The organism is Mesorhizobium sp. B1-1-6 (assembly GCF_006443035.1).
Classification (GTDB): Bacteria; Pseudomonadota; Alphaproteobacteria; order Rhizobiales; family Rhizobiaceae; genus Mesorhizobium.
Window position 1 is genome coordinate 103,224 of sequence record NZ_VFWR01000013.1, and the last position, 26,777, is coordinate 130,000.

The 26,777-nt window shown below is 64.6% G+C and carries 26 protein-coding genes (1 of these 26 only partly in view); 20 read left to right on the forward strand and 6 right to left on the reverse strand.

The window, feature by feature from the left end:
- Positions 1–600, reverse strand: coding sequence for a TetR/AcrR family transcriptional regulator (locus FJ979_RS24435; RefSeq protein ID WP_140584059.1), 600 nt, complete (start codon positions 598–600; stop codon positions 1–3).
- Between the two features lie 341 nt (positions 601–941).
- Here FJ979_RS24435 and argJ point away from each other — a divergent pair, with 341 nt between their 5' ends.
- The 5 genes from argJ to FJ979_RS24460 all read left to right on the forward strand — a co-directional run bounded on the left by argJ (position 942) and on the right by FJ979_RS24460 (position 4,145).
- Positions 942–2,183: a bifunctional glutamate N-acetyltransferase/amino-acid acetyltransferase ArgJ gene (gene argJ, locus FJ979_RS24440; protein WP_140584060.1), complete on the forward strand. Its 1,242-nt coding sequence runs from the start codon at positions 942–944 to the stop codon at positions 2,181–2,183.
- A 29-nt stretch (positions 2,184–2,212) separates the two neighbouring features.
- Positions 2,213–2,965, forward strand: a complete 753-nt coding sequence (locus tag FJ979_RS24445; protein WP_140500961.1) for a GNAT family N-acetyltransferase — start codon at positions 2,213–2,215, stop codon at positions 2,963–2,965.
- A gap of 8 nt (positions 2,966–2,973) precedes the next feature.
- Positions 2,974–3,396: a (deoxy)nucleoside triphosphate pyrophosphohydrolase gene (locus FJ979_RS24450; protein ID WP_140525450.1), complete on the forward strand. Its 423-nt coding sequence runs from the start codon at positions 2,974–2,976 to the stop codon at positions 3,394–3,396.
- A 145-nt stretch (positions 3,397–3,541) separates the two neighbouring features.
- Positions 3,542–3,856: a hypothetical protein gene (locus FJ979_RS24455; RefSeq protein ID WP_140584062.1), complete on the forward strand. Its 315-nt coding sequence runs from the start codon at positions 3,542–3,544 to the stop codon at positions 3,854–3,856.
- 109 nt (positions 3,857–3,965) lie between these two features.
- A complete protein-coding gene (locus FJ979_RS24460) occupies positions 3,966–4,145 on the forward strand; it encodes a Flp family type IVb pilin (protein WP_140500916.1) in 180 nt (59 codons plus the stop codon).
- A 27-nt stretch (positions 4,146–4,172) separates the two neighbouring features.
- On the opposite strand, the gene FJ979_RS24465 is transcribed toward FJ979_RS24460, so the two are convergent.
- Positions 4,173–5,045: a methyltransferase domain-containing protein gene (locus tag FJ979_RS24465; RefSeq protein WP_140584063.1), complete on the reverse strand. Its 873-nt coding sequence runs from the start codon at positions 5,043–5,045 to the stop codon at positions 4,173–4,175.
- Positions 5,046–5,111: 66 nt separating this feature from the next.
- Between FJ979_RS24465 and FJ979_RS24470 the strand changes: the two genes are divergently transcribed.
- The 4 genes from FJ979_RS24470 to FJ979_RS24485 are packed head-to-tail and all read left to right on the forward strand — an operon-like array spanning position 5,112 to position 7,502.
- Positions 5,112–5,912: a ComF family protein gene (locus FJ979_RS24470; protein ID WP_140500963.1), complete on the forward strand. Its 801-nt coding sequence runs from the start codon at positions 5,112–5,114 to the stop codon at positions 5,910–5,912.
- Between the two features lie 27 nt (positions 5,913–5,939).
- Complete coding sequence (grxC, locus tag FJ979_RS24475) at positions 5,940–6,209, forward strand: glutaredoxin 3 (RefSeq protein ID WP_140500918.1); 270 nt, start codon at positions 5,940–5,942, stop codon at positions 6,207–6,209.
- A gap of 10 nt (positions 6,210–6,219) precedes the next feature.
- Positions 6,220–7,080 (forward strand): carbon-nitrogen hydrolase family protein, encoded by an 861-nt coding sequence (locus tag FJ979_RS24480; protein WP_140558162.1) that lies wholly within the window; start codon positions 6,220–6,222, stop codon positions 7,078–7,080.
- Positions 7,077–7,502 carry a DUF1178 family protein gene (locus tag FJ979_RS24485; RefSeq protein WP_140558163.1) on the forward strand — a complete coding sequence of 142 codons (426 nt, stop codon included), beginning with the start codon at positions 7,077–7,079 and terminating at the stop codon, positions 7,500–7,502. Before FJ979_RS24480 ends, FJ979_RS24485 begins: the two co-directional genes overlap by 4 nt.
- 4 nt (positions 7,503–7,506) lie before the next feature.
- Here the strand turns inward: FJ979_RS24485 and FJ979_RS24490 are convergent, their stop codons facing one another.
- Positions 7,507–7,992: a MarR family transcriptional regulator gene (locus FJ979_RS24490; protein WP_140584065.1), complete on the reverse strand. Its 486-nt coding sequence runs from the start codon at positions 7,990–7,992 to the stop codon at positions 7,507–7,509.
- Positions 7,993–8,090: 98 nt separating this feature from the next.
- Here FJ979_RS24490 and FJ979_RS24495 point away from each other — a divergent pair, with 98 nt between their 5' ends.
- Positions 8,091–9,005, forward strand: coding sequence for a DMT family transporter (locus FJ979_RS24495; RefSeq protein WP_140584066.1), 915 nt, complete (start codon positions 8,091–8,093; stop codon positions 9,003–9,005).
- Positions 9,006–9,011: 6 nt separating this feature from the next.
- On the opposite strand, the gene ubiG is transcribed toward FJ979_RS24495, so the two are convergent.
- On the reverse strand, positions 9,012–9,761 hold the full coding sequence (gene ubiG, locus FJ979_RS24500; RefSeq protein WP_140584067.1) for a bifunctional 2-polyprenyl-6-hydroxyphenol methylase/3-demethylubiquinol 3-O-methyltransferase UbiG: 750 nt from the start codon (positions 9,759–9,761) through the stop codon (positions 9,012–9,014).
- Positions 9,762–9,974: 213 nt separating this feature from the next.
- Here ubiG and FJ979_RS24505 point away from each other — a divergent pair, with 213 nt between their 5' ends.
- From FJ979_RS24505 to FJ979_RS24545, 9 genes are all read left to right on the forward strand, one after another.
- Positions 9,975–10,547, forward strand: coding sequence for a putative glycolipid-binding domain-containing protein (locus tag FJ979_RS24505; protein WP_140584069.1), 573 nt, complete (start codon positions 9,975–9,977; stop codon positions 10,545–10,547).
- 210 nt (positions 10,548–10,757) lie between these two features.
- Positions 10,758–12,011 (forward strand): aspartate kinase, encoded by a 1,254-nt coding sequence (locus tag FJ979_RS24510; protein ID WP_140500924.1) that lies wholly within the window; start codon positions 10,758–10,760, stop codon positions 12,009–12,011.
- 80 nt (positions 12,012–12,091) lie between these two features.
- Positions 12,092–14,362: a phosphoenolpyruvate--protein phosphotransferase gene (gene ptsP / locus FJ979_RS24515; RefSeq protein WP_140558171.1), complete on the forward strand. Its 2,271-nt coding sequence runs from the start codon at positions 12,092–12,094 to the stop codon at positions 14,360–14,362.
- Between the two features lie 10 nt (positions 14,363–14,372).
- A complete protein-coding gene (gene prfA, locus FJ979_RS24520) occupies positions 14,373–15,452 on the forward strand; it encodes a peptide chain release factor 1 (protein WP_140584070.1) in 1,080 nt (359 codons plus the stop codon).
- Complete coding sequence (gene prmC / locus FJ979_RS24525; protein WP_140500927.1) at positions 15,445–16,317, forward strand: peptide chain release factor N(5)-glutamine methyltransferase; 873 nt, start codon at positions 15,445–15,447, stop codon at positions 16,315–16,317. The genes prfA and prmC overlap by 8 nt, the downstream gene beginning before the upstream one ends.
- 304 nt (positions 16,318–16,621) lie before the next feature.
- On the forward strand, positions 16,622–17,563 hold the full coding sequence (locus FJ979_RS24530; RefSeq protein WP_140560200.1) for a DUF4167 domain-containing protein: 942 nt from the start codon (positions 16,622–16,624) through the stop codon (positions 17,561–17,563).
- Between the two features lie 219 nt (positions 17,564–17,782).
- On the forward strand, positions 17,783–20,389 hold the full coding sequence (gene clpB, locus FJ979_RS24535) for an ATP-dependent chaperone ClpB (protein WP_140500939.1): 2,607 nt from the start codon (positions 17,783–17,785) through the stop codon (positions 20,387–20,389).
- A 61-nt stretch (positions 20,390–20,450) separates the two neighbouring features.
- On the forward strand, positions 20,451–20,810 hold the full coding sequence (locus tag FJ979_RS24540; protein ID WP_140565948.1) for an MmcQ/YjbR family DNA-binding protein: 360 nt from the start codon (positions 20,451–20,453) through the stop codon (positions 20,808–20,810).
- A gap of 256 nt (positions 20,811–21,066) precedes the next feature.
- Positions 21,067–22,557, forward strand: a complete 1,491-nt coding sequence (locus FJ979_RS24545) for a L,D-transpeptidase family protein (protein ID WP_140558176.1) — start codon at positions 21,067–21,069, stop codon at positions 22,555–22,557.
- A 101-nt stretch (positions 22,558–22,658) separates the two neighbouring features.
- Here the strand turns inward: FJ979_RS24545 and FJ979_RS24550 are convergent, their stop codons facing one another.
- Positions 22,659–23,381 carry a TMEM175 family protein gene (locus FJ979_RS24550; RefSeq protein WP_224684669.1) on the reverse strand — a complete coding sequence of 241 codons (723 nt, stop codon included), beginning with the start codon at positions 23,379–23,381 and terminating at the stop codon, positions 22,659–22,661.
- 93 nt (positions 23,382–23,474) lie between these two features.
- Between FJ979_RS24550 and FJ979_RS24555 the strand changes: the two genes are divergently transcribed.
- Positions 23,475–25,028: an MFS transporter gene (locus FJ979_RS24555; RefSeq protein ID WP_140584072.1), complete on the forward strand. Its 1,554-nt coding sequence runs from the start codon at positions 23,475–23,477 to the stop codon at positions 25,026–25,028.
- Positions 25,029–25,045: 17 nt separating this feature from the next.
- Here the strand turns inward: FJ979_RS24555 and FJ979_RS24560 are convergent, their stop codons facing one another.
- On the reverse strand, positions 25,046–26,777 hold the 3' portion of the coding sequence (locus tag FJ979_RS24560; RefSeq protein WP_181165386.1) for a M23 family metallopeptidase. The gene runs 239 nt beyond the window's last position; the window shows 1,732 of its 1,971 coding nt (coding positions 240–1,971); its start codon lies off the right edge, out of view; the stop codon is at positions 25,046–25,048.

A 26,777-nucleotide genomic window follows, 5' to 3' on the forward strand; every position in this document is an offset into this window, starting at 1 on the left:
TCAGCCGTCGGGCCCCTCTATGCCTCGCAGGAGATAGCGGACCACCTTGCGTATCGTCGCCTCGTCTTCGTCGAGCCGGTTGGTCAGGAGCTGCCGCCACGCATAAGAAGCCACCAGGTCGGCGGCCACAGCCGGATCGACATCGGCCGCGACCTCGCCCCTTGCCTTGGCGCGCTCGATGATCTGGCCGGTGTGGGCCCGGCGCCCGCCGGTATAGCCGGCAAGGGCCGTGGCCGCCGTTTCGTCCGACTGCGCCTCGGCGATCAGCGACCTGAACACGCTGCCCGACGACGTCTCGCGCCAGTGCGCGAACAGGTTCTTGAGGAAGCCGACGAGATCCTCTTCCAGTCTTCCCGTATCGGGAACATCGACGCGTTTCTGGCGCTGGTAGACCTCCAGCAGCAGCGAGGCCTTGCTCGGCCACCAGCGATAGATGGTCGGCTTTCCGGCACGCGCCCGCCGCGCCACGGCCTCGATCGAGAAGCCGGCATAGCCGGCCTCGACCAACACCGCCTCGGCGGCATCGAGAATGGCTTCCGCGCTGTCGGGATTGCGCCGCGCACCGATGGATTTACGCGCCGTATCCGCCACTTCGGCCATCCTGTCGCCCTCGCCGTCGGTTTAGGCCGGCAATATAAGTGATCCGGCGATGAAACGAAACGGCCCGTTCTTGACGGCTGAGGCAGGAGACATTTTGCCTGCCATGTCCCCCCGCACGATGCGCAGGCCGCCATCGGTGCTGACCAGCTCCGGCCGCGCGCCCGCACCGAGTCGCAACGATCGCAACCTGGGCAGGGCGGCGCCAACGAACTGCAACGGAGCCGGCTGCGAACCGGTCAGGGCCAATTCCGGTTCTCACGCGGCCACCAAAACGCCTTGCGCGGGCGCGCCGTATCGGGCAAACCGGCGTTTCTCCGCCGTTTTTTCCCGTCCGAGGTTCCATGTCCACGACGATTTCGCCGCTCGCGCCGAAGAAATACCCCAAGATGCCTGAGATCGAGGGGGTGCGCATCGCCACCGCCGAAGCGGGGATAAAATACAAGAACCGCACCGATCTTCTGGCTATGGTCTTCGAGCCCGGCACGGCGGTCGCCGGCGTGTTCACAAAGTCGAAATGCCCCTCGGCGCCAGTCGATTTCTGCCGGCAGAACCTTGCCGCGGGCAAGGCCCGGGTGCTCGTCGTCAATTCCGGCAACGCCAACGCCTTCACCGGCAAGAAGGGCCGGGACTCCACCGCGCTGACGGGCGAAGCGGCAGCCAAGGCTGCCGGCTGCACGCCAGGCGAGGTGTTCCTGGCCTCGACCGGTGTCATCGGCGAGCCGCTTGACACAACCAAGTTCAGCCATCTGCTGGCTGGTCTGGTCAGCAACGGCAAGCCCGACCTGTGGACCGAGGCGGCCAAGGCCATCATGACCACGGACACTTATCCGAAGGTGGCGACGCAGACCGTCAAGCTCGGCGAGACCGATGTCACCATCAACGGCATTTCCAAGGGCGCCGGCATGATCGCACCCGACATGGCCACGATGCTGTCCTTTGTCGCCACCGATGCGCCGATCGCTGCCCCCGTGCTGCAGGATCTGCTGTCGCGCGGCACGGCCAAGACCTTCAACGCGGTGACCGTCGACAGCGACACCTCCACCAGCGACACGCTGCTGCTCTTCGCCACCGGAAAGGCCGCCAAACGCGGCGCGCCGGAGGTAACCGATCCCAAGGATGCCCGTCTGGGGGCGTTCCGCCGTGCGCTCGGCAAAGTGCTGAAGTCGCTGGCGCTGCAAGTGGTGCGCGACGGTGAGGGCGCCCGCAAGCAGGTCGAAGTCACCGTTACCGGCGCGAAATCGGCGCGCTCGGCCAAGCGCATCGCGCTCTCGATCGCCAATTCGCCGCTGGTCAAGACGGCGGTCGCCGGCGAGGACGCCAATTGGGGCCGCGTCGTCATGGCCGTCGGCAAGGCCGGCGAGCCGGCTGACCGCGACCGCCTGTCGATCTGGTTCGGCGACAACAGGCTGGCGCATGAGGGCGAGCGCGATCCGGCCTATTCGGAGGAAGCGACCTCGGCGTATATGAAGCGCGACGACATCCGCATCCGCGCCGATATCGGCATCGGCCGCGGCAAGGCGACGGTGTGGACCTGCGACCTCACCAAGGAATACGTCGCCATCAATGGCGACTACCGGAGCTGACGGACTTGGTTTCCAAACATCCGGCCAGCATGCTGGCGACAGTGCGCCGCTATGAGGCGGCCGGGTTCCGCGCCTGGCCCGCGGCGGCAGTCCATTATGACGGCACCTGGGTGGTGCGGCTGACGGCCGGGCATCCGGCCAAGCGGCTGAATTCTGTCAATCCGCTCGACCCCGGCGACACCCAGCACATCGCCGACCGCATCGGTCGCGCCAGCCGTCGTTTCGATGCCTATGGCAGGCCGCTGACCTTCCGCATGTCGCCGCTATCGGGTCCGGATCTCGCCAGCCATCTCGACCGCGAGGGTTGGAGCCGGTTCGACGAATCGCTGGTGATGCGGCTGCCGCTGGCCGATGCCCAGCTCGATGCCGCCATGGACCAGATCCCGTTGAAGGACATCAGCCGCTTCATCGGCGCATCGCTCAAGGTCAGCGGCTCGGACGCGTCGCTGCGGCCAGGCCTGTCGGAGATCATCGGCGCCATCCAGCCCGAGGCCGGGCTGTTCGCGCTCGAGGCTGGAGCGGAACCACTGGCCACGCTGATCTGCGTCCATGACGGCGATCTCGCCGGCCTGTTCGAGGTCGCCACCGACAAGTCGGCACGCAACAAGGGCCACGGCCGCAACCTGATCCTGTCGGCGCTGAAATGGGCGCGGCTGCGCGGCGCGCGGGAAGCCTGGCTGCAGGTCGAGGCCGGCAATGTGCCGGCGCTGGCGCTCTATCATTCGCTCGGCTTCGACGAGGTCTATCGCTACCACTACCGCCGGCCGCCTGTTCATGGGTGAAATCGGGCATGAATGATGTGACGATCGCCGGCAAGCGCCTGCTCCTGGTCGCTGCCTGCGCCCTGGTCGACGCCGACGGGCGCGTGCTCCTGGCGCAGCGGCCCGAGGGCAAGCAGCTTGCCGGGCTCTGGGAGTTTCCCGGCGGCAAGGTCGAGCCCGGCGAGACGCCGGAGCAATGCCTTATCCGCGAACTCTATGAGGAGATCGGGATCGAGACCGACATCCCGTGCCTGGCACCGCTCACCTTCGCCAGCCATAGCTACGACGATTTCCATCTTTTGATGCCGCTTTTCATCTGCCGCCGCTTTCGCGGCATCGCCCAGCCGAAGGAGGGGCAGGCGCTGAAATGGGTGCGGCCCAGGCAGATGCGCGACTACCCGATGCCGCCGGCCGACGCTCCGCTGATCCCGTTCCTGATCGACCTCCTGTAGGCGAACAGAACCGCTAGCGGCCTGTGGCTGAGCGGAGCTGCGGGGCGCATAAGCCAGCATTAATGGAAGATTTATCTCATCATGAAAAATTGATGCAAGGCTGCCTCGTCGCGGCCGTGCCGGCGATTTTCTGGGGAGCGACAGCATGAGCCTAGACAGGGATTGGGATTCGATCCGGCCCGACCGCAGTTTTCGCGCCGCGGATGCGGGCATGGGCGTGCTGCGCGTCACGCTGCTGTTCGGGTCGGCCGCGGTGGCGCTGGCCCTGATCGCAACGCCCTTCCTCGACAGCCAGACGCGCTCGCAATCGGCTCGGAATTTTGCCAGCGGTCTCGACATGACTGCCACTGGTTCGATCACTCGTCGCGATACCTATACGGTGCGCCGCAGCGTGCTTCAGCCGCAGCCCGATTCGGTCTGCATCATCCGATCCGACGGCCGGACCAGCGGCGACTGCTGATCGGGTCCAAGACATTTTCAGAGGCGGCGGTTTCATCGCCTATTAAGCCTGTGCCGTTAACCTTTCTTAACAGGTCGGCGGTATGGTTCCGGCAAGAGGGATCGACGTGATGAAAACAGTGCTGCTGCGTTTCCTGAACGATGAAAAGGGCGCCACGGCCGTCGAATACGGCTTGATCGTCGCCGTACTGTCGCTGACGATCGTCGGCGGCATCAGCCAGGTCTTCAACGCGATCACCTGGCTGTTCAGCGACAATGGCAGCAGGCTTGCCAACGCTTTCGCACCCTGATCTGGCTGTCCGCGTCCGCGGACACTGTCATTGCCCCTTGGGCTGCTCCAACACAGTCTTCAGCGAGATCTTGGCCGAACCCGGCTCGAGCGGCTTTTGCTGCGATGCATCGGGCGCCCAGCCGGACATCCAGACCATCGAAAAGCTTGCGCGGATGCGGCCGTCGGGATCCGAAAACCGCTCGGCGTAGATTTGCGCGGCGCGGGCGAACAGCTGGCGTGTGCCCGGCCGCCGGCTGCGATCGGCAAGCGCGCTGGTTTCGCCCATGGCGCGCAAATCGGCCATCAGGTTGAAAAGACTGTCATAGCGCACCGTCACCGTCTCGACATCGGCGACCGGCAGAGCGAGGCCGGCGCGCTGCAGCAGCGCTCCCGCGTCGCGAACGTCGGTGAACGGAATGACGCGCGGGCTGGCGCCGCCGTGAAGCTCGGTCTCGGCCGCCAGCAGGCTTTCACGCAATTCGCCGAGCGTGCCGGCGCCGGCGAAGGCGCCGAGGAAAAGCCCGTCCGGACGCAGCGCACGGCGGATCTGCACCAGCATGCCGGGAATGTCGTTCATGGCCTGCAACGAAAGAAGCGACACCGCCAGGTCGAGGCTTTGCGGCTCGAAGGGCACGGTTTCCAGCGGCGCGACCATGCCGGCGGAATCGCCCAGGAAAGCCGCATCCGCCTCGACACGGACGATGTCCGCCACCTTGCCGCTCGCGGCGAGGATGTCGGCTGCGGCCGACGTCTGGCAAAACAGCACCGCTGCCTTGCTAAACCTGCGCTCCACGGCACCCAGCCGGTCGGCAAGATCGTCGGCACTGCGCCGCATCAGGAAGTCCGCGCCGCCGACCGGATGATCGAGCGCGCGCCGCTTGTGCGCCAGCCACAGTGAGGTGTCCATTATCGGCAGCAAACGGGCAGATCCTTTGTTTGTCCATTCCCCGATGGAGTTGATATAGTGGCGCACAGCACCCACCACGTGGCCGATCCCATGCCCAAGATCAAGCCTCTGGACATCAGGAACCTTGCACGGTCGGCGGCGAACTGGCCGGCGCGCATCCTGTTCCCGCCTGTCTGCGCCGGCTGCCGCAGGCATGTCTCGCAGCCCGGCGTTCTGTGCGGCGCCTGCTGGCCGAAGTTGCGCCTCCTGGAGCGGCCCTGGTGCCCGGTGATGGGCACGCCGTTCACCCACCATATGGGCGAGGGCTTTCTGTCCGCCGAGGCGATCGCCGATCCGCCGCCCTTCGAGCGGGCGCGGGCGGCCGTCGCCTATTCCGGCGTCGCCCGCCAGATGGTGCAGGGGCTGAAGTACCAGGATCGCACCGACCTGGCGCCGTGGATGGCGCGCTGGATGCTGCGCGCGGGCGCTGACCTCATTGCCGAGGCGGATGTGGTGGTGCCGGTGCCGCTGCACTGGCGCCGCTTCTTCAGGCGGCGGTTCAACCAGTCGGCGGAATTGGCGAGGGCGGTCTGCGAGCTCAGCGGCCTGTCTTTCGCACCCTCGGCCATGCGGCGTGTCAAGCTCACGCGCCAGCAGGTCGGGCTGGAGCGCAAGGACCGCGAGGAGAATGTGCGGGCCGCCTTTCGCGTGCCTGCTGAAGCGGAAATCGAGATCGCCGGCCGCCGCGTGCTTTTGATCGACGACGTCTACACCACGGGCGCCACGGTTCGCGCCGCCAGCAAGGCGCTGAAAAAAGCAGGGGCCGGCGCCGTCGACGTGCTGACCTTCGCACGCGTGCTGCCGGGGGACTTTCGGGCCGACGAGTCCACGACTATATAAGTCGGCAACAAACAGTGGAAATTCGTCATGGTCGACGTCACCATCTATACACGCATGATGTGCGGCTACTGCACGGCCGCCAAGCGGCTGCTCGAGCGCAAGGGCATCGCCTATACGGAGCATGACGCGTCGTTTTCACCGGAACTGCGCCAGGAGATGATTTCGCGCGCCCATGGCCGCACAACCTTTCCGCAGATTTTCGTCGGCGACACGCATGTCGGCGGCTGCGACGACCTCCACGAGCTGGAGGCGCAAGGCCGACTGGACAAGTTGCTCGCCAATGGCTCGACGAATTGAGGATATGACGATGGGTGTTTTCAAGGCGGCCGCGATCCAGATGCGTTCGGGGGAGAGGCCGGAGCGCAACGCAATCGAGCTCGAGCGGCTGGTGCGCGAGGCAGCCGGCCAGGGGGCGAGCTACATCCAGACACCGGAAATGACCGGAGCGCTGGTGCGTGACAAGAAGGCCGCGTCTTTCACCTCAGAGGACAAGGACATCATCGTCGGGACCGCCCGCCGACTGGCCCGCGAACTTGGCGTCCACCTGCATATCGGCTCGACCGCCATCCTGCGCGCCGACGGCAAGCTCGCCAACCGGGCGCTGCTGTTCGGTCCGGACGGCGCCACGCTCGCCTCCTATGACAAGATCCATATGTTCGACGTCGATCTCGACAATGGCGAGAGCTGGCGCGAATCCGCGACCTACGAGCCCGGCACGGAGGCGGTCGTCACGACCATCGAAGGCGCCAAGCTGGGCTTTGCCGTCTGTTATGACCTGCGGTTTCCGCAACTGTTCCGCGCCGAGGCGCTAGCCGGCGCCGACCTGCTTTCCGTGCCCGCCGCCTTCACCCGCCAAACCGGCGAGGCGCATTGGCACGTGCTGCTCAGGGCCCGCGCCATCGAGAACGGCGCCTATGTCGTGGCCGCTGCGCAAGGCGGCCTTCACGAGGACGGCCGCGAAACCTATGGCCATTCGCTGATCGTCGATCCGTGGGGCCGCGTCATCGCGGAGGCGGCGCACAATGAGCCGGCGGTGATCGTCGCCGAGATCGACTCCGCGCAGTCGCTGGCGGCTCGCAAGAAGATCCCCAATCTGAAAAATGCGCGGGATTTCGCTATCAATGCCGGTTCGTCCGAGGCATCGCGTCTCAGGGGAGCGGCCTCTTGATCCGCTTCTCCCTGATCTGCGAAAACGATCACGAGTTCGAGGGCTGGTTCCGCAGCAATGACGATTTCGACACGCAGAAGAAGCGTGGCTTCGTCGATTGCCCGACCTGCGGCTCGCACAAGGTGGAGAAAGCCCTGATGGCGCCGGCCGTGTCGACGGCGCGCAAGCAGGAAACGATAGCGCTCGCCATGGGCGAGGCGCAGAAGCAGGCGCTGGCGCAGCTGAAGGCAATGGCCGAGAAGGTTCGCGAGAATGCCGATTACGTCGGCGACAAATTCGCCGAGGAAGCGCGCAAGATCCATTTCGGCGAGACCGACCCGCGCGGCATCTATGGCGAGGCGACGCTGGAGGAGGCCAAGAGTCTGGCCGAGGACGGCGTCGAGTTCATGCCGATCCCGGTGTTTCCGGAGGATCGGAACTGAGCGGTCAGCTTACGCTGCCGATCAATTTTTCAAGCAGGCGCGAAAGCGTTTCCCGTTCGGCTTGCGTCAGGCCGGAAAGAATCTCGTGCTCGTTGGCGACGTGGGCCGTAACGGCCTCGTCGATCAAAGCGAGACCTTTTTCAGTCAACCGCACGACGATGCCGCGCCGGTCATTGGGGCGCGGACCGCGCACGATCAACCCTGAGGTTTCGAGCCGGTCGAGCCGGTTGGTCATGGCGCCCGAGGTCACCATCGTCGCCTCGTAAAGGGCGGTCGGGGTCAGCGCGTAGGGCGCGCCCGAGCGGCGCAACGTCGCCAGCACGTCGAATTCGCCGGCCTGCAATCCATAGCGCGCAAACAACGGCGCGAGGCGCTCGCGGGCAATCAGCGAGGATGCTTCATTCAACCGCCCGATCACGCCCATCGGCGAGACGTCAAGGTCCGGCCGCTCCCTGTTCCATTGTTCGATCGCCTTTGCCGCCCTGTCCATCTACTCTGCCATGTATCTTGATGTTAAGAATCTTTTCGTTATCTTATCGGAAAATGAAGTGGCGGCCAAGTGCCGGCGACGATGACGAGGACCATCAGATGAAATTTCTCTGGGATTCGGCGCTTGGCCTGTTGGTCGTGACGGGCGGCCTGCTTGGCCTCACGCTGCCGTTCGGCAAGCTTGCGACCGCCGCCGGCGTTCCAGCCATGGTCTGGGCCTTCGTCATCTCGCTCGGCGCCGGCGGCGTGCTGTTGCTGGCTCTCCTGCTGCGTGGCGAGCGCATCAAGCTTACGGCGCGCAAGCTGCGCTATTTCTTCGTCACGGCGGCGGTGTCCTATGCCTTTCCCAACCTCTTGATGTTTTCGGCCATCCCGCATCTCGGCGCGGGATACACGGGCATCATGTTCACGCTATCGCCGGTGATCACGCTCGTGTTCTCGATCTTGCTTGGCGTTCGGCGCCCCAACCTGCTCGGCGTCATCGGCATTGCGGTCGGCTTCATCGGTGCGGTCATGGTCGCGCTCACACGCGGCGAAGCTGGCCAACCGGCCGATTATTTCTGGGTAACGATCGGATTGCTGATCCCGGTCAGCCTTGCCGCGGGCAACATCTACCGCACCGTCGACTGGCCCGAAGGAACCGGCCCGATCGAGCTTGCCGTGGGCAGCCATCTGGCGTCGGCGACCTTGCTTCTCCTCGGCATCCTGACGCTTTTCGGCTGGCAAGCGTTTGTTCCGCTGGGCGCGGTACCGCCTGTGGTCGTCGCGCAGATGGCGTCGGCTTCGGCAATGTTTGCCTTCTTCTTCCGGCTGCAGGCGGTGGGCGGCCCGGTCTATCTCAGCCAGATCGGCTATGTGGCGGCGGCCGTCGGGCTGTTCGCGGGCACGATCTTCCTCGGCGAACACTATCAGCTGCTGACCTGGGCAGGCGCTGTCATCATCACGGCCGGCGTGTTCATCACCACCAAGGCGCAAAGCCGGCCCAGCGCGAAGGCGCAGAGTCAGGCGGCGTGAGCCGGTTCAGACCGTGCCCTTTTCCGCCAGCACCATGTAGTTGACGTCCATGTCTTTCGACCGCTGCCAGCGGTCGGCAAGCGGGTGGTAGACGACGCCGGTGCGGTCGATGACGGTCAGGCCGGCGCCGCTGAGCGCCTTTTCCAGCTCTTCCGGGCGCACCAGCTTGCCGAACTGATGAGTGCCGCGCGGCAGCCAGCGCAGCACATATTCGGCGCCGATGATGGCCAGCCCTAGCGCCTTCAGCGTGCGGTTGATCGTGGCCACGAACATGATGCCGCCGGGCTTGACCATCTCGCCGCATTTGGCGACGAACAGGCCGATGTCGGCGACATGCTCGACCACTTCCATATTGAGGATAACGTCGAATTTTTCGCCGGCGTCGGCCAGGTCCTCGGCCGTGGTGGCGCGGTAGTCGATCGTCACGCCAACTTCGGCGGCGTGCAATTTGGCCACTTCGATATTGGTGGCGGAAGCATCGGCGCCGACCACTTCGGCGCCAAGCCGCGCCATCGGCTCGCACAGCAGGCCGCCGCCGCAACCGATGTCGAGAAAGCGCAGGCCCTCGAATGGCCGTGCCGCGCGCGGATCGCGGCCGAAGCGCGTTGCCACCTGGTCGCGTATGTAGGCAAGCCGGATGGGGTTGAACTTGTGCAGCGGCCGGAACTTGCCGTTCGGGTTCCACCATTCGGCGGCAAGGGCGGAAAAGCGCTCCACTTCTCCGGCATCGATCGTCGATCGTCGGGGCTCTGGCATCGATTGGTCTCCTCGGACGCTAGCAAGTCGGGCGTGGGGGAGGGAAAGTCAAGGCTGCATTTTCGCCTGCTGACAGTGCGAGGCCGGCACCGCCGACAAGCGCCCTCTATTGCCGGCGGCGCCCTGTCAGGACGTGTCAGCTCAGGGAGCACCTCGGCCGAAACAAAAAAGCGGCGGCGTGCGAAAAAGGGAAGATCGTGTTGAGAAAAGGAGATGGCCGTGATTCAGACCGCATCGATCCTTTGGCGCAGGCTCGACCTTGAAGGTCACGATTCCTGCATGCTCTCGCAGCGGCCCGGCGGGCACCGCCTGAAGGGGCAGGCCATCTTCCTGCAAGACGACAAGCCGTGTTGCATCGCCTACGAGGTGGATTGCGATGCCGGCTGGCACACGCGCTCGGCACGGGTCGAGCGCTTTCTCGGCCCGCAAGAGCTTTCCCTGGGGATCGAACGCCGCGCCGACGGCTCCTGGGCGCTGAATGGCGAGCCGCAGCCGGAGGTGGCCGGCCTGATAGACGTCGATCTCGGCTTCACGCCGGCTTCGAACCTCCTGGCGATCCGCCGGTTCGCGCTCGCCGTCGGCGAAGCGACGCCCGCGCCGGCCGCCTATCTGGCCTTTCCCGGGCTCAGAATGACGCGGATCGAGCAGACCTACCGGCGCCTCGACCCGGCCCGCTACGCCTATGCCGCGCCGGCGTTCGGCTATGAGGCGGTTCTGGAGGTCTCTCCACTCGGCTTCGTGCTCGACTATCCGGATTTGTGGAAGAGCGTCGCCCGCCCGGGCTGAGGTCCGCCGCTCTGAGAGCCTTGCCGGTAGCGGCGCTGCGCAAAATGGAGTTCCAGTCCAGCAGGCACGTGGCGCCCTTCTTGTGCGCCATCGCTTGCGAAGCCTGGATGTTTTGGCTAAGGAGGCCGCGCATTCAGCGGCCGGCGCCAGCCGGGCGCTTTCCTCGGTTTTCGGCGCAGAGCCGGCTTCAGTCAAAGGCATTTCGCTTCCATGGCGCGCATCGTGATGAAATTCGGCGGAACCTCCGTCGCCGACATCGCCCGCATCCGCAATGTGGCGCGTCACGTCAAACGGGAGGTCGATGCCGGTCACGAGGTGGCGGTGGTGGTCTCGGCGATGGCCGGCAAGACCAACGAACTGGTCGGCTGGACGCGCGAGGCCTCGCCGATGCACGACGCGCGCGAATATGATGCCGTGGTCGCGTCCGGCGAGCAGGTGACGGCAGGCCTCCTGGCGATCACCTTGCAGAACATGGGCGTGCACGCCCGCTCCTGGCAGGGCTGGCAGATCCCGATCAAGACCGACAACGCGCATGGCGCGGCACGCATCCTCGACATCGACGGCGCTTTCCTGGTCAAGCGCTTCGGCGAGGGCCAGGTGGCCGTCATCGCAGGTTTCCAGGGCATCGGACCGGACAACCGCATCGCAACGCTTGGTCGTGGCGGCTCCGACACCAGCGCGGTGGCGATCGCGGCCTCCGTCAAAGCCGACCGCTGCGACATCTATACCGACGTCGACGGCGTCTACACCACCGATCCGCGCATCGAGCCGAAGGCGCGGCGGCTGGCCAAGATATCGTTCGAGGAAATGCTTGAAATGGCCTCGCTCGGCGCCAAGGTTCTGCAGGTGCGTTCGGTCGAGCTTGCCATGGTGCACAGGGTGCGTACCTTCGTGCGGTCGTCCTTCGACGATCCCGACGCGCCCGGAATGGGGGATTTGCTCAATCCGCCCGGAACGCTTATTTGCGACGAGGAAGAGATCGTGGAACAGCAGGTCGTCACCGGAATTGCCTATGCCAAGGACGAGGCGCAGATTTCGCTGCGCCGTGTCGGCGACCGACCGGGCGTTGCCGCCGGCATTTTCGGGCCGCTGGCCGAGGCCAACATCAACGTAGACATGATCGTCCAGAACATTTCCGAGGACGGCAAGCTTACCGACATGACCTTCACGGTGCCCTCCGGAGACGTGGACAAAGCGCTGGCCGTGCTCGACCGGCTGAAGGCCGATGTCGGCTATGACGTCGTGCAGTCGGAAGCCGGCATGTCGAAGGTCTCGGTCATCGGCATCGGCATGAGAAGCCATGCCGGCGTTGCCGCCACCGCCTTCAAGGCGCTGGCCGACAAGGCGATCAACATCCGCGCCATCACCACCTCCGAGATCAAGATTTCGATACTGATCGACGGTCCTTACACGGAACTCGCGGTTCGCACTTTGCATTCCGTCTACGGTCTGGATAAGCAGTAGCAGACTGAATCAGTTGTTGCGTGCGTGCCGGCGGCGGCCGAAACTGCGCCGGCAAGAAGCCTATTGGAGAAGAAGCCGCGATGCGTGACCCGGCCAGTGGCCCGCGCGTTCTGCTGAAACGGCTCCGCGAGCTCATGCAGGAGCCGCTGGAGCCGCAGGAGCGGCTCGACCGCATCGTGCGCGACATCGCCTCCAACATGGTCGCCGAAGTGTGCTCGCTCTATGTGCTGCGCGCCGATTCCGTGCTCGAACTCTACGCCACCGAAGGCCTGAACCCGAACGCGGTGCACCTGGCGCAGCTCAGGCTGGGGCAAGGCCTGGTCGGCACGATTGCCGCCAGCGCGCGGCCGCTCAACCTGTCCAATGCGCAGGAACATCCGGCCTTCGCCTACCTGCCGGAAACCGGGGAAGAGATCTACAATTCCTTCCTCGGCGTGCCGGTGCTCAGGGCAGGGCGCACGCTGGGCGTGCTGGTGGTGCAAAACAAGACCATGCGCCATTACCGCGACGACGAGGTCGAGGCGCTGGAAACCACCGCGATGGTGATCGCCGAGATGATCGCCACCGGCGATCTGGCGCGGCTGACGCGGCCCGGCCTCGAGCTCGATCTGCGCCGCCCGGTCAGCTTCACCGGCCTGTCCTTCAACGAGGGCGTCGGGCTCGGTCATGTCGTGCTGCACGAGCCGCGCATCGTCGTCACCAACCTGTTCAACGAGGACAGCGAAGAGGAAGTCCGCCGGCTCGAGGCATCGCTCGGTTCGCTCAGGCTTTCCATCGACGACATGCTCGAGCGCCGCGACGTCGCCTTCGAGGGCGAGCATCGCCAGGTGCTGGAAGCCTACCGCATGTTCGCCAACGACCGCGGCTGGGTCCGGCGGCTGGAAGAGGCGATCCGCAACGGCCTGACGGCGGAAGCCGCGGTCGAAAAGGTACAGAGCGACATGCGCGCCCGTATGCTGCATATGACCGATCCTTATCTGCGCGAGCGGATGAGCGATTTCGACGATCTCGCCAACCGGCTTCTGCGCCAGCTGATGGGACGCGGGCCTGATGATGTCGCGGCCTCGCTGCCGAAGGATGCCATCATCGTCGCCCGCTCGATGGGCGCCGCCGAACTGCTCGACTACCCCCGGGACAAATTGCGCGGACTGGTGCTCGAGGATGGCGCCGCCACCAGCCACGTCGTCATCGTCGCGCGCGCCATGGGCATTCCCGTCGCCGGGCAGATGAAGGGCGCCGTTTCCATGGCGGAAAACGGCGATGCCATCATCGTCGACGGCGAGGAAGGCGCGATCCATCTTCGTCCGCAGTCGGATCTCGAAGCCGCCTATGCCGAAAAGGTGCGGTTCCGGGCGCGCCGGCAGGAAGTCTACCGCGAACTGCGCAAGAAGCCGTCGGTGACCAAGGATGGCGTTGCGGTCGACCTTTTGATGAATGCCGGGCTTGCCGTCGACCTGCCGCAACTGGCCGAATCGGGTGCCGCCGGGATCGGCCTGTTCCGCACCGAATTGCAGTTCATGGTCGCCTCGACCTTTCCCCGTGCCGAGGCGCAGGAGCGGCTCTACCGCGACGTGCTCGATGCCGCGCGCGGCAAGCCGGTGACCTTCCGCACCATCGATATCGGCGGCGACAAGGTGCTGCCCTATTTCAAAGGCGCCATCCAGGAAGAGAACCCGGCGCTCGGCTGGCGGGCGATCCGCCTGACGCTGGACCGTCCGGGACTGCTGCGCACCCAGATCCGCGCCCTGCTGAAAGCCTGCGGCGGGCGGGAGCTCAAGCTGATGCTGCCGATGGTCACCGAGCTCGGCGAGATCGCCCAAGCGCGTGAAATCATCGACCGCGAGGTGCGGCATCTGTCGCGCTTTGCCCATCACTTGCCTACCAGCCTCAAGCTCGGGGCAATGCTGGAGGTGCCGTCCCTCCTGTTCCAGCTTGACGAGTTGATGAAGGCGGTCGACTTCGTCTCGGTCGGCTCGAACGACCTGTTCCAGTTCGTGATGGCGGTCGACCGCGGCAACACGCAGCTTTCCGATCGCTTCGACACGTTGTCGACGCCGTTCCTGCGAGTGCTCAAGACCATCGCCGATGCCGGCGCCCGCAACCACACGCCCGTCACACTCTGCGGCGAACTCGCCGGCAAGCCCATCTCGGCAATGGCGCTGGTCGGCCTTGGTTTCCGCTCTATCTCGATGTCGCCCGCTTCGATCGGTCCGGTCAAGGCGATGCTGACCGAACTGCCGCTGGAGGCGTTGAAAGCGTTCTTCGACGACAATCTGATGGCGCCGGTCCAGGGGCTGCCAATGCGGGCGCTGCTGCAGGCCTTTGCCGACGACCGCTCAATTCCGTTATAGCACCTTTACAATGATCTCCCTTCCCCGCGACCGCATGGATCAAGTCGTCAAGCGTTTCGAGATGCTCGAAGTACAGATGTCGGCCGGCCCGGCGCCGGATGCCTATGTGAAGATGGCATCGGAATATGCCGAGCTCCAGGAGATGGTGGCCAAGGTCAGAGCCTTGCGTGCGGCCGAGCAGGAACAGGCCGATCTCGAGGCGATGCTCGCCGACAAGGGCACCGATGCCGAGATGCGAGCGCTCGCCGAGGCCGACCTGCCGGAGGTCGAAGAGCGCATCGAAGCGTTGCAGAAGGACATCCAGATCCTGCTCTTGCCCAGGGATGCGGCCGACGACAAGAACGCCATCCTGGAAATCCGCGCCGGCACCGGCGGCGACGAGGCAGCATTGTTCGCCGGCGACCTGTTTCGCATGTATGAGCGCTATGCCGCTTCGCGTGGCTGGCGGTTCGAGACGGTATCGGCCAGCGAGGGCGATGCCGGCGGCTATAAGGAAATCATCGCCACGGTTTCCGGCAAGGGGGTTTTCGCGCATCTGAAATTCGAGTCCGGCGTCCACCGGGTGCAGCGCGTGCCCGCGACCGAGGCCAGCGGACGCATTCACACCTCGGCGGCGACGGTAGCCGTGCTGCCGGAGGCGGAGGAAGTCGACATCGACATCCGGGCCGAAGACATCCGCATCGACACGATGCGCGCGTCGGGCTCGGGCGGCCAGCACGTCAACACCACCGATTCGGCAGTGCGCATCACCCATTTGCCGACCGGCATCATGGTGGTGCAGGCGGAGAAATCGCAGCACCAGAACCGGGCCAAGGCCATGCAGATCCTGCGGGCCCGGCTCTACGACCTGGAACGCAGCAAGGCCGATGAGGAGCGCTCGGAATCGCGCAAGTCGCAGGTCGGCTCCGGCGACCGCTCGGAACGCATCCGCACCTACAATTTTCCGCAAGGCCGCGTCACCGATCATCGCATCAACCTGACGCTCTACAAGCTCGACCGGGTGATGATGGGCGAACTCGACGAAGTCATCGACGCTCTGATCGCCGATCACCAGTCGAAGCTGCTCGCCGATATCGGTCTTGATGGCTGATCCTTTGCCCCAGGCGCTGGGGCCGCTGCTGCGGGCAGCGCGAGCGCGCTTGGCGGCGGTCGATAATCCGGCGCTCGATGCAAGACTGATCGTGGAGCACTTTTCAGGTACGACCCGCACGCAGGCCATTGCCGATCCCGAACATGCGGTCGATGCCGCCGCTCTTGTCCAGATCGACCGCGCCTTGAGGCGCCGCGCGGGCGGCGAGCCCGTGCACCGCATCCTGGGCTATCGGGAGTTCTACGGGTTGCGGCTGTCGCTGTCGCCGGAAACGCTCGAGCCGCGGCCCGACACCGAAACGCTGGTCGAGGCCATACTGCCCTTTGTCAGGGCAACCGTCATGCGCGAGGGCGAGTGCCGCATCCTCGATCTGGGAACCGGCAGCGGAGCCATCGCGCTGGCGCTGCTCAGCGCCGTGCCGGCAGCGATTGCCACCGGGGTCGACTTCTCGGAAGGGGCGTTGAGGACGGCAACGCGCAATGCCGCGCAATTGGGGCTTGGCGACCGGTTCACGGCGCTGCTGTCCGACTGGTTTGAAAAAGTTTCTGGTCGATACCATGTAATTGTCGCAAACCCTCCCTATATACGATCGGAGGACATCGGAAATCTGCAGGATGAAGTCCGGGATTTCGACCCGCGCCTGGCCCTGGATGGCGGCGCGGATGGGTTGGCCCCTTACAGGGTCATCGCCGCTGAGGCGGCTAAGTTTCTAGAAGCCGGAAGCAGGATTGCGGTCGAGATCGGCTACACACAGCACATCGAGGTCACCGCTATATTTCGCTCGTCCGGCTATGCGGTCGCTGGTGCGTTCGGCGACCTCGGCGGAAACGACAGGGTTCTTGTCTTTCAACGGGGAAAGCCTTGACGCAGTGCGAAAAAAACCGCTTGGCAATGCCGGGGAATGCGGCTAGGGTCGCGTTAACCGGATGAGACGAAGCAGGCAGTGCTCTTAGCGATTCGGTTTTCCTTGGAAATAGCTGCCTTCTTGCGCAAACGACGCCCAAGCTTCGTGCGGGAATCGTCCGGCAAGTGATGTAACCGGAACAGGATGGCACGTGGCGCCAACGCAATTGATGCGGGCGAACGCCGGTGAAGAAACGAAACGGCTGGCTGCATGAGCGCCACCGTTCGTGAAGAGTTTTCGAAAATTTCAATATGAAGAGAGTCGAATGAGGCCACAACAGCAGAACAGGCGCATGCGCGGTCGCAACAACAATGGCGGCGGCGGCAACAACAACAATAACAACAACCGCAAGGGGCCAAATCCCCTGACGCGCAACTACGAGAGCAACGGCCCGGACGTGAAGATCCGTGGGTCTGCTCAGCAGATCGCTGAAAAGTACGCCACCCTTGCCCGTGATGCGCAAAGCTCCGGCGACCGGGTGATGGCGGAGAACTATCTCCAGCACGCCGAGCACTATAATCGCATCATTGCCGCCGCGCAGGCGCAGATGCCGATCCAGAACGTCCAGCAGAATCGCGACGAATTCGACGATGATGGCGATGAGGATCGCGACGAGTTCGACAATGCCGGCAACGCCGGCAACAACGTTGCGGATGCGCCGGTTCCGGTGATCAACCACGGCGCGGGTCCGCAGCCGGTTATCGAAGGCATGCCGGCCGAAGTCGCGCTGAACCGGGAAAACGGCCGCGATCGTGATAATCGCGATCGTGATAATAATGGCGGGCGCAACAGTGGCGGCCGCGACAACAATGGCGGACGCCATCGCGACCGCCGCCCCAATGGCGGCTATGGCCAGAACAGCCAGCGCGGCGATTATGGTTCGTCCGCCGAGCAGGGTGCCCAGCAGCAGCGCAACGAGACGGCCGAACAGGCCGAGGTCGCCACGCCAGCCGAATCCGCCGCGCCGGTCGAGCAGGCGGCGCCGCTGTTCGAGAACCTGTCGCCGGCCGGGCTCGCAGCCCAGGCCGAACTCAATGAGACGGCCGCGGAGACTAGTCCCAGCCGTCGTCCGAGGCGTCCGCGCCGCCCGCGCGGCAATGCCGACCAGATCACCAGCGGCAACGACAATGCCGACGCTGGCGAGGTGGTCGCGGCGCCGACGGACAATGGCAACGCCGACACCGCGGTCGCCGACATCGACAACTGAGCGGCGACGCTTCCATGCATTGAACGGCGGAGAGAAATCTCCGCCGTTTTCGTTTTGCGCGGCCGTGGAATATTATGCTTTCGCAGCCATCGAGACGTCTTGAGGGTTCGCGGGTTGCGCACCATATCAGCCTCAACTGGATCCGGCTCTCACGGGCGGGTCCGTCACCGCAAACTGATCCGGTGCCGCAAAGCGGGCCGGTGATGGAAGGAGACAGGTATGAATCTCGAGAAATACTCGGAGCGCGTGCGCGGCTTCATCCAATCCGCGCAAACCATGGCGCTCTCGCGCAACCACCAGCAATTCACCCCCGAACATATCCTGAAAGTGCTCGTCGATGACGACGAGGGTCTGGCTGCGTCGCTCATCGAGCGCGCCGGCGGCAGCGTCCGCGACGTCAAGCTCGGCATCGAGACGGCACTCGAAGCGATGCCCAAGGTGGAGGGCGGCAACGGCCAGCTCTATCTGGCACAGCCGTTGGCCAAGGTGTTTTCGACAGCCGAGGAACTGGCCAAGAAGGCCGGTGACAGCTTCGTCACGGTCGAAAGGCTACTGACGGCGCTGGCGGTCGAGAAATCAGCCAAGACATCAGACATACTGGCCAAGGCCGGCGTCACCGCGCAGGCGCTCAACCAGGTGATCAACGACGTCCGCAAGGGCCGCACCGCCGATTCGGCGAATGCCGAACAGGGCTATGACGCGCTGAAGAAATACGCGCGCGATCTCACCGCCGATGCCCGCGCCGGCAAGCTCGATCCGGTCATCGGCCGCGACGACGAGATCCGCCGCACCATCCAGGTGCTGTCGCGCCGCACCAAGAACAATCCGGTGCTGATCGGCGAGCCGGGCGTCGGCAAGACGGCGATCGCCGAAGGCCTGGCGCTGCGCATCGTCAATGGCGACGTGCCGGAATCGCTGAAGGACAAGCAGCTGATGGCGCTCGACATGGGCGCGCTGATCGCCGGCGCCAAATATCGCGGTGAGTTCGAGGAGCGGCTGAAGGCCGTGCTTTCCGAGGTCACTGCCGCTGCTGGCGGCATCATCCTGTTCATCGATGAGATGCACACCCTGGTCGGCGCCGGCAAGGCGGACGGCGCCATGGATGCGTCCAACCTTCTGAAGCCGGCGCTGGCGCGCGGCGAACTGCACTGCGTCGGCGCCACCACGCTCGACGAATACCGCAAGCATGTGGAGAAGGATGCCGCACTCGCCCGCCGCTTCCAGCCGGTCTTCGTCGAGGAGCCGACGGTGGAGGACACGGTCTCGATCCTGCGCGGCCTGAAGGAGAAATACGAGCAGCACCATAAGGTGCGCATCTCCGATTCGGCGCTGGTCGCGGCGGCGACGCTGTCCAACCGCTACATCGCCGACCGGTTCCTGCCGGACAAGGCGATCGACCTCGTCGACGAGGCCGCTTCGAGGCTTCGCATGCAGGTCGATTCCAAGCCCGAAGCGCTGGACGAGATCGACCGCCGCATCATGCAGCTCAAGATCGAGCGCGAAGCGCTGAAGGTCGAGAAGGACGAGGCTTCGAAGGACAGGCTTGCCCGGCTCGAGAAGGACCTCGCCAGCCTTGAGGAGGAATCGACCGAGATGACCTCGAAATGGCAGGCAGAGAAGCAGAAGCTCGGGCTCGCCGCCGATCTCAAGAAGCAGCTTGACGAGGCGCGCAACGAACTGGCCATCGCCCAGCGCAAGGGCGAGTTCCAGCGCGCCGGCGAGCTTGCCTATGGCAAGATCCCGGAACTGGAAAAGAAGCTGAAGGAAGCCGAGGCCCAGGATGGCAAGGCTGGCATGGTCGAGGAAGTGGTCACGCCCGATCATGTCGCCCACATTGTCTCGCGCTGGACCGGAATTCCGGTCGACAAGATGCTGGAAGGCGAGCGCGACAAGCTGTTGCGCATGGAAGACGAGATCGGCAAGCGCGTCGTCGGCCAGGGCGAGGCGGTGCAAGCTGTTTCCAAGGCAGTGCGGCGCGCTCGCGCCGGCCTGCAGGATCCGAACCGGCCGATCGGCTCGTTCATGTTCCTCGGCCCGACCGGCGTTGGCAAGACCGAACTGACCAAGGCGCTGGCGAACTTCCTGTTCGACGACGAGAGCGCGATGGTGCGCATCGACATGTCGGAGTTCATGGAGAAGCATTCGGTTGCCCGATTGATCGGCGCGCCTCCCGGCTATGTCGGTTATGAGGAAGGCGGCGCGCTAACCGAAGCGGTGCGGCGCCGGCCCTATCAGGTCGTGCTGTTCGACGAGATCGAGAAAGCGCATCCCGACGTGTTCAACGTGCTCCTGCAGGTGCTCGACGACGGCCGGCTCACCGATGGGCAGGGCCGCACGGTCGACTTCCGCAACACGCTGATCATCATGACGTCGAACCTCGGCGCCGAATACCTGGTCAATCTCGGCGAGGACCAGGATGTCGATCAGGTTCGCGACGAGGTGATGAACGTCGTCAAGGCGTCGTTCCGGCCGGAGTTCCTCAACCGCGTCGACGAGGTGATCCTGTTCCATCGGCTGCGCCGGCAGGATATGGGCCGCATCGTCGAAATCCAGCTCAAGCGGCTGGAAAACCTGCTGGTCGACCGCAAGATCACGCTGTCGCTGGACCAGGAGGCGATCGACTGGCTGGCATCCAAGGGTTACGACCCCGCCTATGGCGCGCGGCCGTTGAAGCGGGTGATGCAGAAAGACCTGCAGGATCCGCTGGCGGAGAAGATCCTGCTCGGCGAGATCCTCGACGGCTCGACCGTCAAGGTGACCGCCGGCTCCGACCGGCTGAATTTCCGTTCGAAGCCGACGGTCGTCGCGACCGAAGCGGCAGCCTGATTGAACGCCGCGCGCCCAGGACGGGCGCGCGGCTTTTTCGCGTCTTTCGGCAGGAGCACGCATGACGCTGGACGACTATAACGGCTTCTGCGCCTCGCTGCCCGCCACATCGCATGTCGTCCAGTGGGGCGGCGCCCATGTCTGGAAGGTCGGCGCCAAGGTCTTTGCCATCGGCGGCTGGAGCGAGGGCCGCGACCCTTTCATTACCTTCAAATGTTCCGATATTGCCTATGATGTGCTGAAGGAGCAGCCGGGCTTGCGGCCCGCACCCTATCTTGCCTCGCGCGGCATGAAATGGATCCAGCGCCAGACAAGCAAGAGCATGGATGATGGCGCGCTGAAGGACTACCTGCGCGAGAGCCATCGTCTTGTCGCCCTGAAGTTGACGAAGCAGGCGCGAAGGGAACTGGGACTTGCCTGAGGCTAAAGCGCGTCACGTTCGACGGATTCAGGCGACGCGCTTTAGCTCTTGGTTCTATGCATGTCGTTCGCCCCAAACCGGGCCGCTTTTGGACGATATGCATTTAGCTGATATTCGTCGAGGCGCCGAAAAACCGCCATCTTCATGCCCGGTTCATATTGGAACCTTATGGTCGGGCGGTGGTTCGCTGGCGAAGGATTCGCTACGCGCGAAAGCCGCCTGCGACGGCAATTACGGACCGGAGAGTTTGCCCACCATGTTGCGGACGATCTTCACCCTTTCGGCACTTGCGGCCGGACTGGCGTTTTCAAGCGCGTTCGCCGCGCCGACTGAGGACGCTTCGCCGCGGGTCGTCCGCCCCGCTGACGGCGGCATCCTGCTGGCCCAGGACGGCAATCTCGACATCTATTACGACGCCAGGGGCAACCGCGTCATCGTCGATGCGGACACGGGCAAGGTCGTCGCCATCCAACCGCCGCAGACCAGGCTCGACCGACGCGCGCTGCGCCGCGAGACACGGCTGCGCGAACTCGGCCGCGTTCCCGCCGACGACGACCGCTACTATCTCGACGATCCGGAAGACATGGCACGCTTCCGCCGCAGGCAGATGGAAGACGAAGGCCGGGTCATCGCGCCGCCCGTCCAGGAATATGATCCCTATGGCGACAATTCCGTCGAGGCCTACCCGCCGGCCCCCGGCGGCGACGGCGTCTACGACGACAACTATCCGGAAGCGCCCCAGCCGGCAACGCCGCCCTCCGTCAAGCGCCAGCCGCTGAACGAGGCCTCGATAGAGCCGGTCCAGCCCACGGCTCCCGCCGCGCAGCCGGCGCCTGCAGACGAAGCGGGATTACCGCCGAAAGCAGGCGGCAAGACTGTGGTCGACCCGTCGCTTTCGCTCGGAGCACGCCAGGATGTCGCGGCTCTGCAGGTGCTGCTTGATCGCGGCGGCGCTTCGCCTGGCGTCATCGACGGGCGCTTCGGTTCGAATGTCGACAAGGCGCTGGCTGCCTACAACCAGATCACCGGCAGCAATCTGCGATCGACCGACGCCGTCGGCATCCAGGCGGCCCTTGCACAATCGGGCGGCGATGCCTTGGCCAACTACACGATCACGCCGGAGGATGCGGCCGGTCCCTATGTTGCGTCGATCCCGGAAGATTACAGCCAGAAGGCGCAGCTCGACCGCATGGGCTATACGTCGGTCACGGAAGCGCTTGCCGAGCGCTTCCACATGGACGAGAACTATCTCAAGGCGCTCAACCCGGAGGCCAATTTCAACCGTCCCGGAACGATCATCAAGGTTGCCAATTTCGGCAGACTGGTGTCGTCGCCGGTGGCTCGTATCGTCGCCGACAAGGGCAAGAAAGAGGTCTTTGCCTATGATACGGCGGGCAAGCTGGTCGCGGCCTATCCCGCCACCATCGGCTCGTCCGACACGCCGTCGCCGTCCGGCATTCATGCCGTGTCCCGTGTCGCGCTCGATCCGAACTACACTTACAACCCCAACATCAATTTCAAACAGGGCGAGAACAATAAGGTCCTGACCATTCCGCCCGGCCCGAATGGCCCTGTCGGCTCGGTGTGGATCGCGTTGGACAAGCCGACCTACGGCATCCATGGCACGCCGGATCCCTCGAAGATCGGCAAGACCGAAAGCCATGGTTGCGTGCGACTAACCAATTGGGATGCCCGCGAACTGGCCAAGCTGGTTTCGCCCGGTGTGACGGTGGAATTCGTCGACTGAGACGATGCGGCGTTCGTCGCTGGTTAGAGCGGTTCAGTGTTCGATGGACTTCCGAGCCGCTCCAGCGCTGCGCGCTTTTCCACGTTTTTCCTGGAATTGCTCTACCCGATTATCCTGCGCAACCATTTCGCGCTCGGTGTCGCGGCATAAATCAGCTGCACCATGAGAATGAAGCCGACGCTGAGCAGCGGGGTGACCAGACAGAGCAGGGCGCCGACCGCCCACAGAAGCTGCGCCTTGACGATGCGCAGGTAGACCGTGCGTTTCGTTTCGACGTCGACATCATCCGCCAGAAGGCCATTTTTCTCCGCATAGCGCCAGCTGGCGATCAGGGTGACGCCGAGCATCAGCAGATTGAGCCAATAGACGGCGACCGCGGTTCTGAATTCGAGGAAGTCGGCCAGAAGATCGGTCGAGAACGGCAGCAGGGCGATAAAGGCGAGAAAGCACAAATTGAGCGTTGCCAGCCGCCTGTCGGATCTGGTGATCAACCCATGCTGCGCCTGCTGGCCGAACCAGAAGATGGTCAGCGTCAGGAAGGAAAGCGCATAGGTCAGGAAGCGCGGCGCCAACGCCAGGACGGCGTCGAGGAGATCGCCTTCGGAATGGATCGCCTCGTGCGTCGGTACACGAATCTCCAGAACGATCAGGGTCAGCGCGATGGCGAAGACGCCGTCGGTCAGCCCGACGACGCGGTGGAGCCCGGACTGGATGGTTCGAGCGGTCGCTTCATCGATTTTCTCCCCCTGTCTGATCGGCTCCCGTCCGATGCCGCGTGAAAGCTTAGCATGCCGGCGCTTGTTTGCACCTGCGTGGGCCGGCACCTGCCAATGCGGCCAGGTGGCTGCGCAGCTGGTTTCAACCACCGGGACCGCTGGCTGGTTGTTGCGGGCGCGCCGCGGGTTTATGCAGGTTGCATGCATGCACCGAGCAAAGCCGCTGCCGTCCCGCCGCCGACCGCCAACGGTACGTTCTGCCCGCAGTCGCAGCGGCGCTATGTGCTGATCGCCGCGATCCTGGCTTCAGCGCTTGGTTTCATCGACGGTTCGATCCTTGCCATCGCCACGCCGGCAATCCGCGTCGATCTCGGCGCCAGCCTGGCGCAAGCGCAGTGGATATCCAATGCCTACGCGCTGACGCTTTCGGCGCTCATCCTCGCCGGCGGTGCTGCGGGCGACCGCTTCGGCCTGCGCCGCGCCTTCGTCGCCGGCATCGCGCTGTTCATCGCCGCTTCATTGGCCTGCGCGCTGGCGCCCAATCCGGCGGTGCTGATCGCGTTTCGTGCAATCCAGGGCGTCGGCGCTGCGATCATGGTGCCGGGCAGCCTTGCCATCATCGCCAAGGCCTATCCGAAAAAGGAGCGCGGCCGCGCAATCGGCATCTGGGCCGCCGCTTCGGCGCTGACCACGGCACTCGGTCCGGTGCTGGGCGGTTTCGTGCTGTCGACCCTCGGCAATGGAATCTGGCGTGCGATATTTGCCATCAACCTGCCGCTTGGGCTGGTTTCGATCTACCTGCTGCTCGCCAAGATCCCGGCGGATCGGCCGACCGAAAAGCGCAGCCTCGATCTTGGCGGCGCGGCGCTGGCGACACTGGCCTTCGGGTTGCTGGCCTACGGGCTGACGGCGATGAACGCGGAGGCTGCCGGATTCATGTCGGGTTCGGCAATCGTTGCCGGCGTGGTCCTGCTTTTCGTCTTCATTTTCTACGAGCGCCGGCAGCGCGAGCCGATGATCGATCTCAATCTGTTTCGCATCGGCGCCTTCGCCGGCGCCAATCTCGCGACCTTCTTCCTCTATTTCGCGCTGTCGGCCAATCTTTTCTACCTGCCCATGCTTTTGATCGCCGGCTGGGGGCTGAGCACGGCCGAGGTCGGCTTCATCTTCCTGCCGCTGTCTGCATTGATCGCACTGCTGTCTGGGCCTGTCGGCCAGTGGTCCGACCGGATCGGACCGCGTTTTCCGATCGCCAGCGGCAGTCTGGTGGTTGCCTTCGCCTTCGCCGGGCTTGGCTTGTTGACGCATGCCGGTATCCACAATTTCTGGACCGGAACATTTCCGCTGATGGCGCTGATGGGGTTCGGCATGGCGCTGGTGGTGTCGCCGCTGTCGACCGCGATCATGACGGCGGTGGAAGACAAGGATACGGGCGCGGCCTCCGGTATCAACAATGCCGTCTCGCGCATAGGAGGCCTGATTGCGGTTGCGGCTATGGGGTCGCTTGCCGCCTGGGTCTACGCGAAGGCCCTGGATGGCAGCGCCTTGCCCGGCGTGCCGGGGTTCGGTGAACCGGCGACGACCGGACTGGCCCCGGCTGTCGACGCCGCACGGCTTGCCGCCAGCGACGCCGCATTCTCGGCTGTTTCCTTTGTAACGGCGCTGCTTTGCCTGCTTTCGGCTGTCATCGCCTGGATGACGATTTCAGGCGAATCATTGCCATGGCGCCGGCCCGCCGAAAACCCTCGCGACTGACGGGTGGATCGAAGGAACTATCCTTCGATCTTGGCGCTCGCGACCTTCAGCGAATCACTGTCTTCCTGCTTCAGCAGGTCGTCGATGCGCTCGCGTTCACGCTTGAAGGCGACAAGGTCCTCGCCCTTCAGCACCTTGCCGACCGGCAGGCGGACGCGCATCGGATCGACCTTGGTGCCATTGACGATCAGCTCGTAGTGAAGATGCGGGCCGGTGGCGAGGCCGGTCTGGCCGAGATAGCCGATGGTTTGGCCTTGGCGGACGTGAACGCCCGGTTCGATGCCTTTGGCAAAAGCGCTCTGGTGATTGTAGGAGGTCTCATAGCCGTTGGCATGGCGAATGATGATCTGCTTGCCATAGCCGCCGGCCCAGCCGACCTTCTCGATGACGCCATTGCCCGCGGCGATGATCGGCGTGCCGATGGGGGCTGCCCAGTCGACGCCGGTATGCATGCGGACATAGCCGAGGATCGGGTGCCTGCGCGCGCCAAAGCCGGAGCGGAACTTTCCGGCCGGCAACGGATTGCGCAGCAGGAACTGCTGGGCGCTCGAGCCGTCCTCGTCGAAATAATCCGTGCTGCCGTCCTGCATCTGAAAACGGTAGAAATTGCGCGTCTGCCCGCCGAAGGTCGCCGAGACGTAAAGCAGTTCGGAATTGTCCGAGGTCTGGTCGTCGCCGTCGGGCTGCGAGAACAGCACTTCGAGACGGTCGGCCGGATTGAGGCGGGACTGGAAGTCGACATCGGAAGCCAACAGCTTGATGAGCCGCTGCGTCATGGCCTTGGACATGCCGTAGGAATAGGCGGCGCGGTAGATGCCGTCATAGACGTTGGGCAGGTTGCCGCGCACCACCACTGGCGCCGACGAATCATCGAACGCCGTCAGCAACTCCGGATTGGGCTCCGGTTCCTGCGCCGGCACATACTGGCCGCGATCGTCGAGCGCGATGGTGACGATATGCTGGGTCCGATCGTAGACGCTGGTGCGCACGACCTTGGCGGCGTCGCCATGGACCTCGAGACCAACACGCAGCACGGTTCCAGCCTTGAGCGCCGGGGCGTTCAAGAGCTTGGTGATCGCCTCGGCCATGCCGGCGGCGTCCTCGCCCGTATAGCCCGAATCTGCGAAGGCTTCCGTGATGGCGAGATCCTTGGTGAAAGGGATGATTTCCTCGGCGAAGGCCGGTGCCTGGTCATCGGCGTTGGCACGTGGCGCGACCGAAACGTTCTCCGGCACGATCCTGACGTCGTAGGAGCCGGCCATGCTCTCGGCAAAGGCCTCGCCAAATCGCTGCGGGTCGACATAGTGGAGCGAAGCGACCTGGACGGCGCCGTCGCTGAGATCGGTGCCGGCCTCGCGCACTACCTTTTCCACCTCATCGGCGGAAAGGTCGCTCTTTTCATCGAAGGAAGCCGTTTCAATGGGGAAGTCGACGGTCTTCAGGCTCATTTCGCTTTCGACCTTGGTGCCGTAGATCTGGCCCGGCGTAGCGGCGGCCGTCGCCGGTTGCGCCGATGCGTCGTCACCGTCGTCGCCGAACACCTGCATCGGATCGAAGGGCGGGTAGGGCCGGTTGGTGGTATGGCCGGCCGCCAGCGCCATCTTGATCTGCACGAAAGGCATGGTGTGGATGACATCGCGGTCGCCGACCTTGGTGACCATCGACACTTCCATGCGTCGACGGTCCTTGGCCTTGGCGATCTGGCGCGGCGCCACCAGCCTGGTGGTCTTGGCCATCTCGCCCGAATCG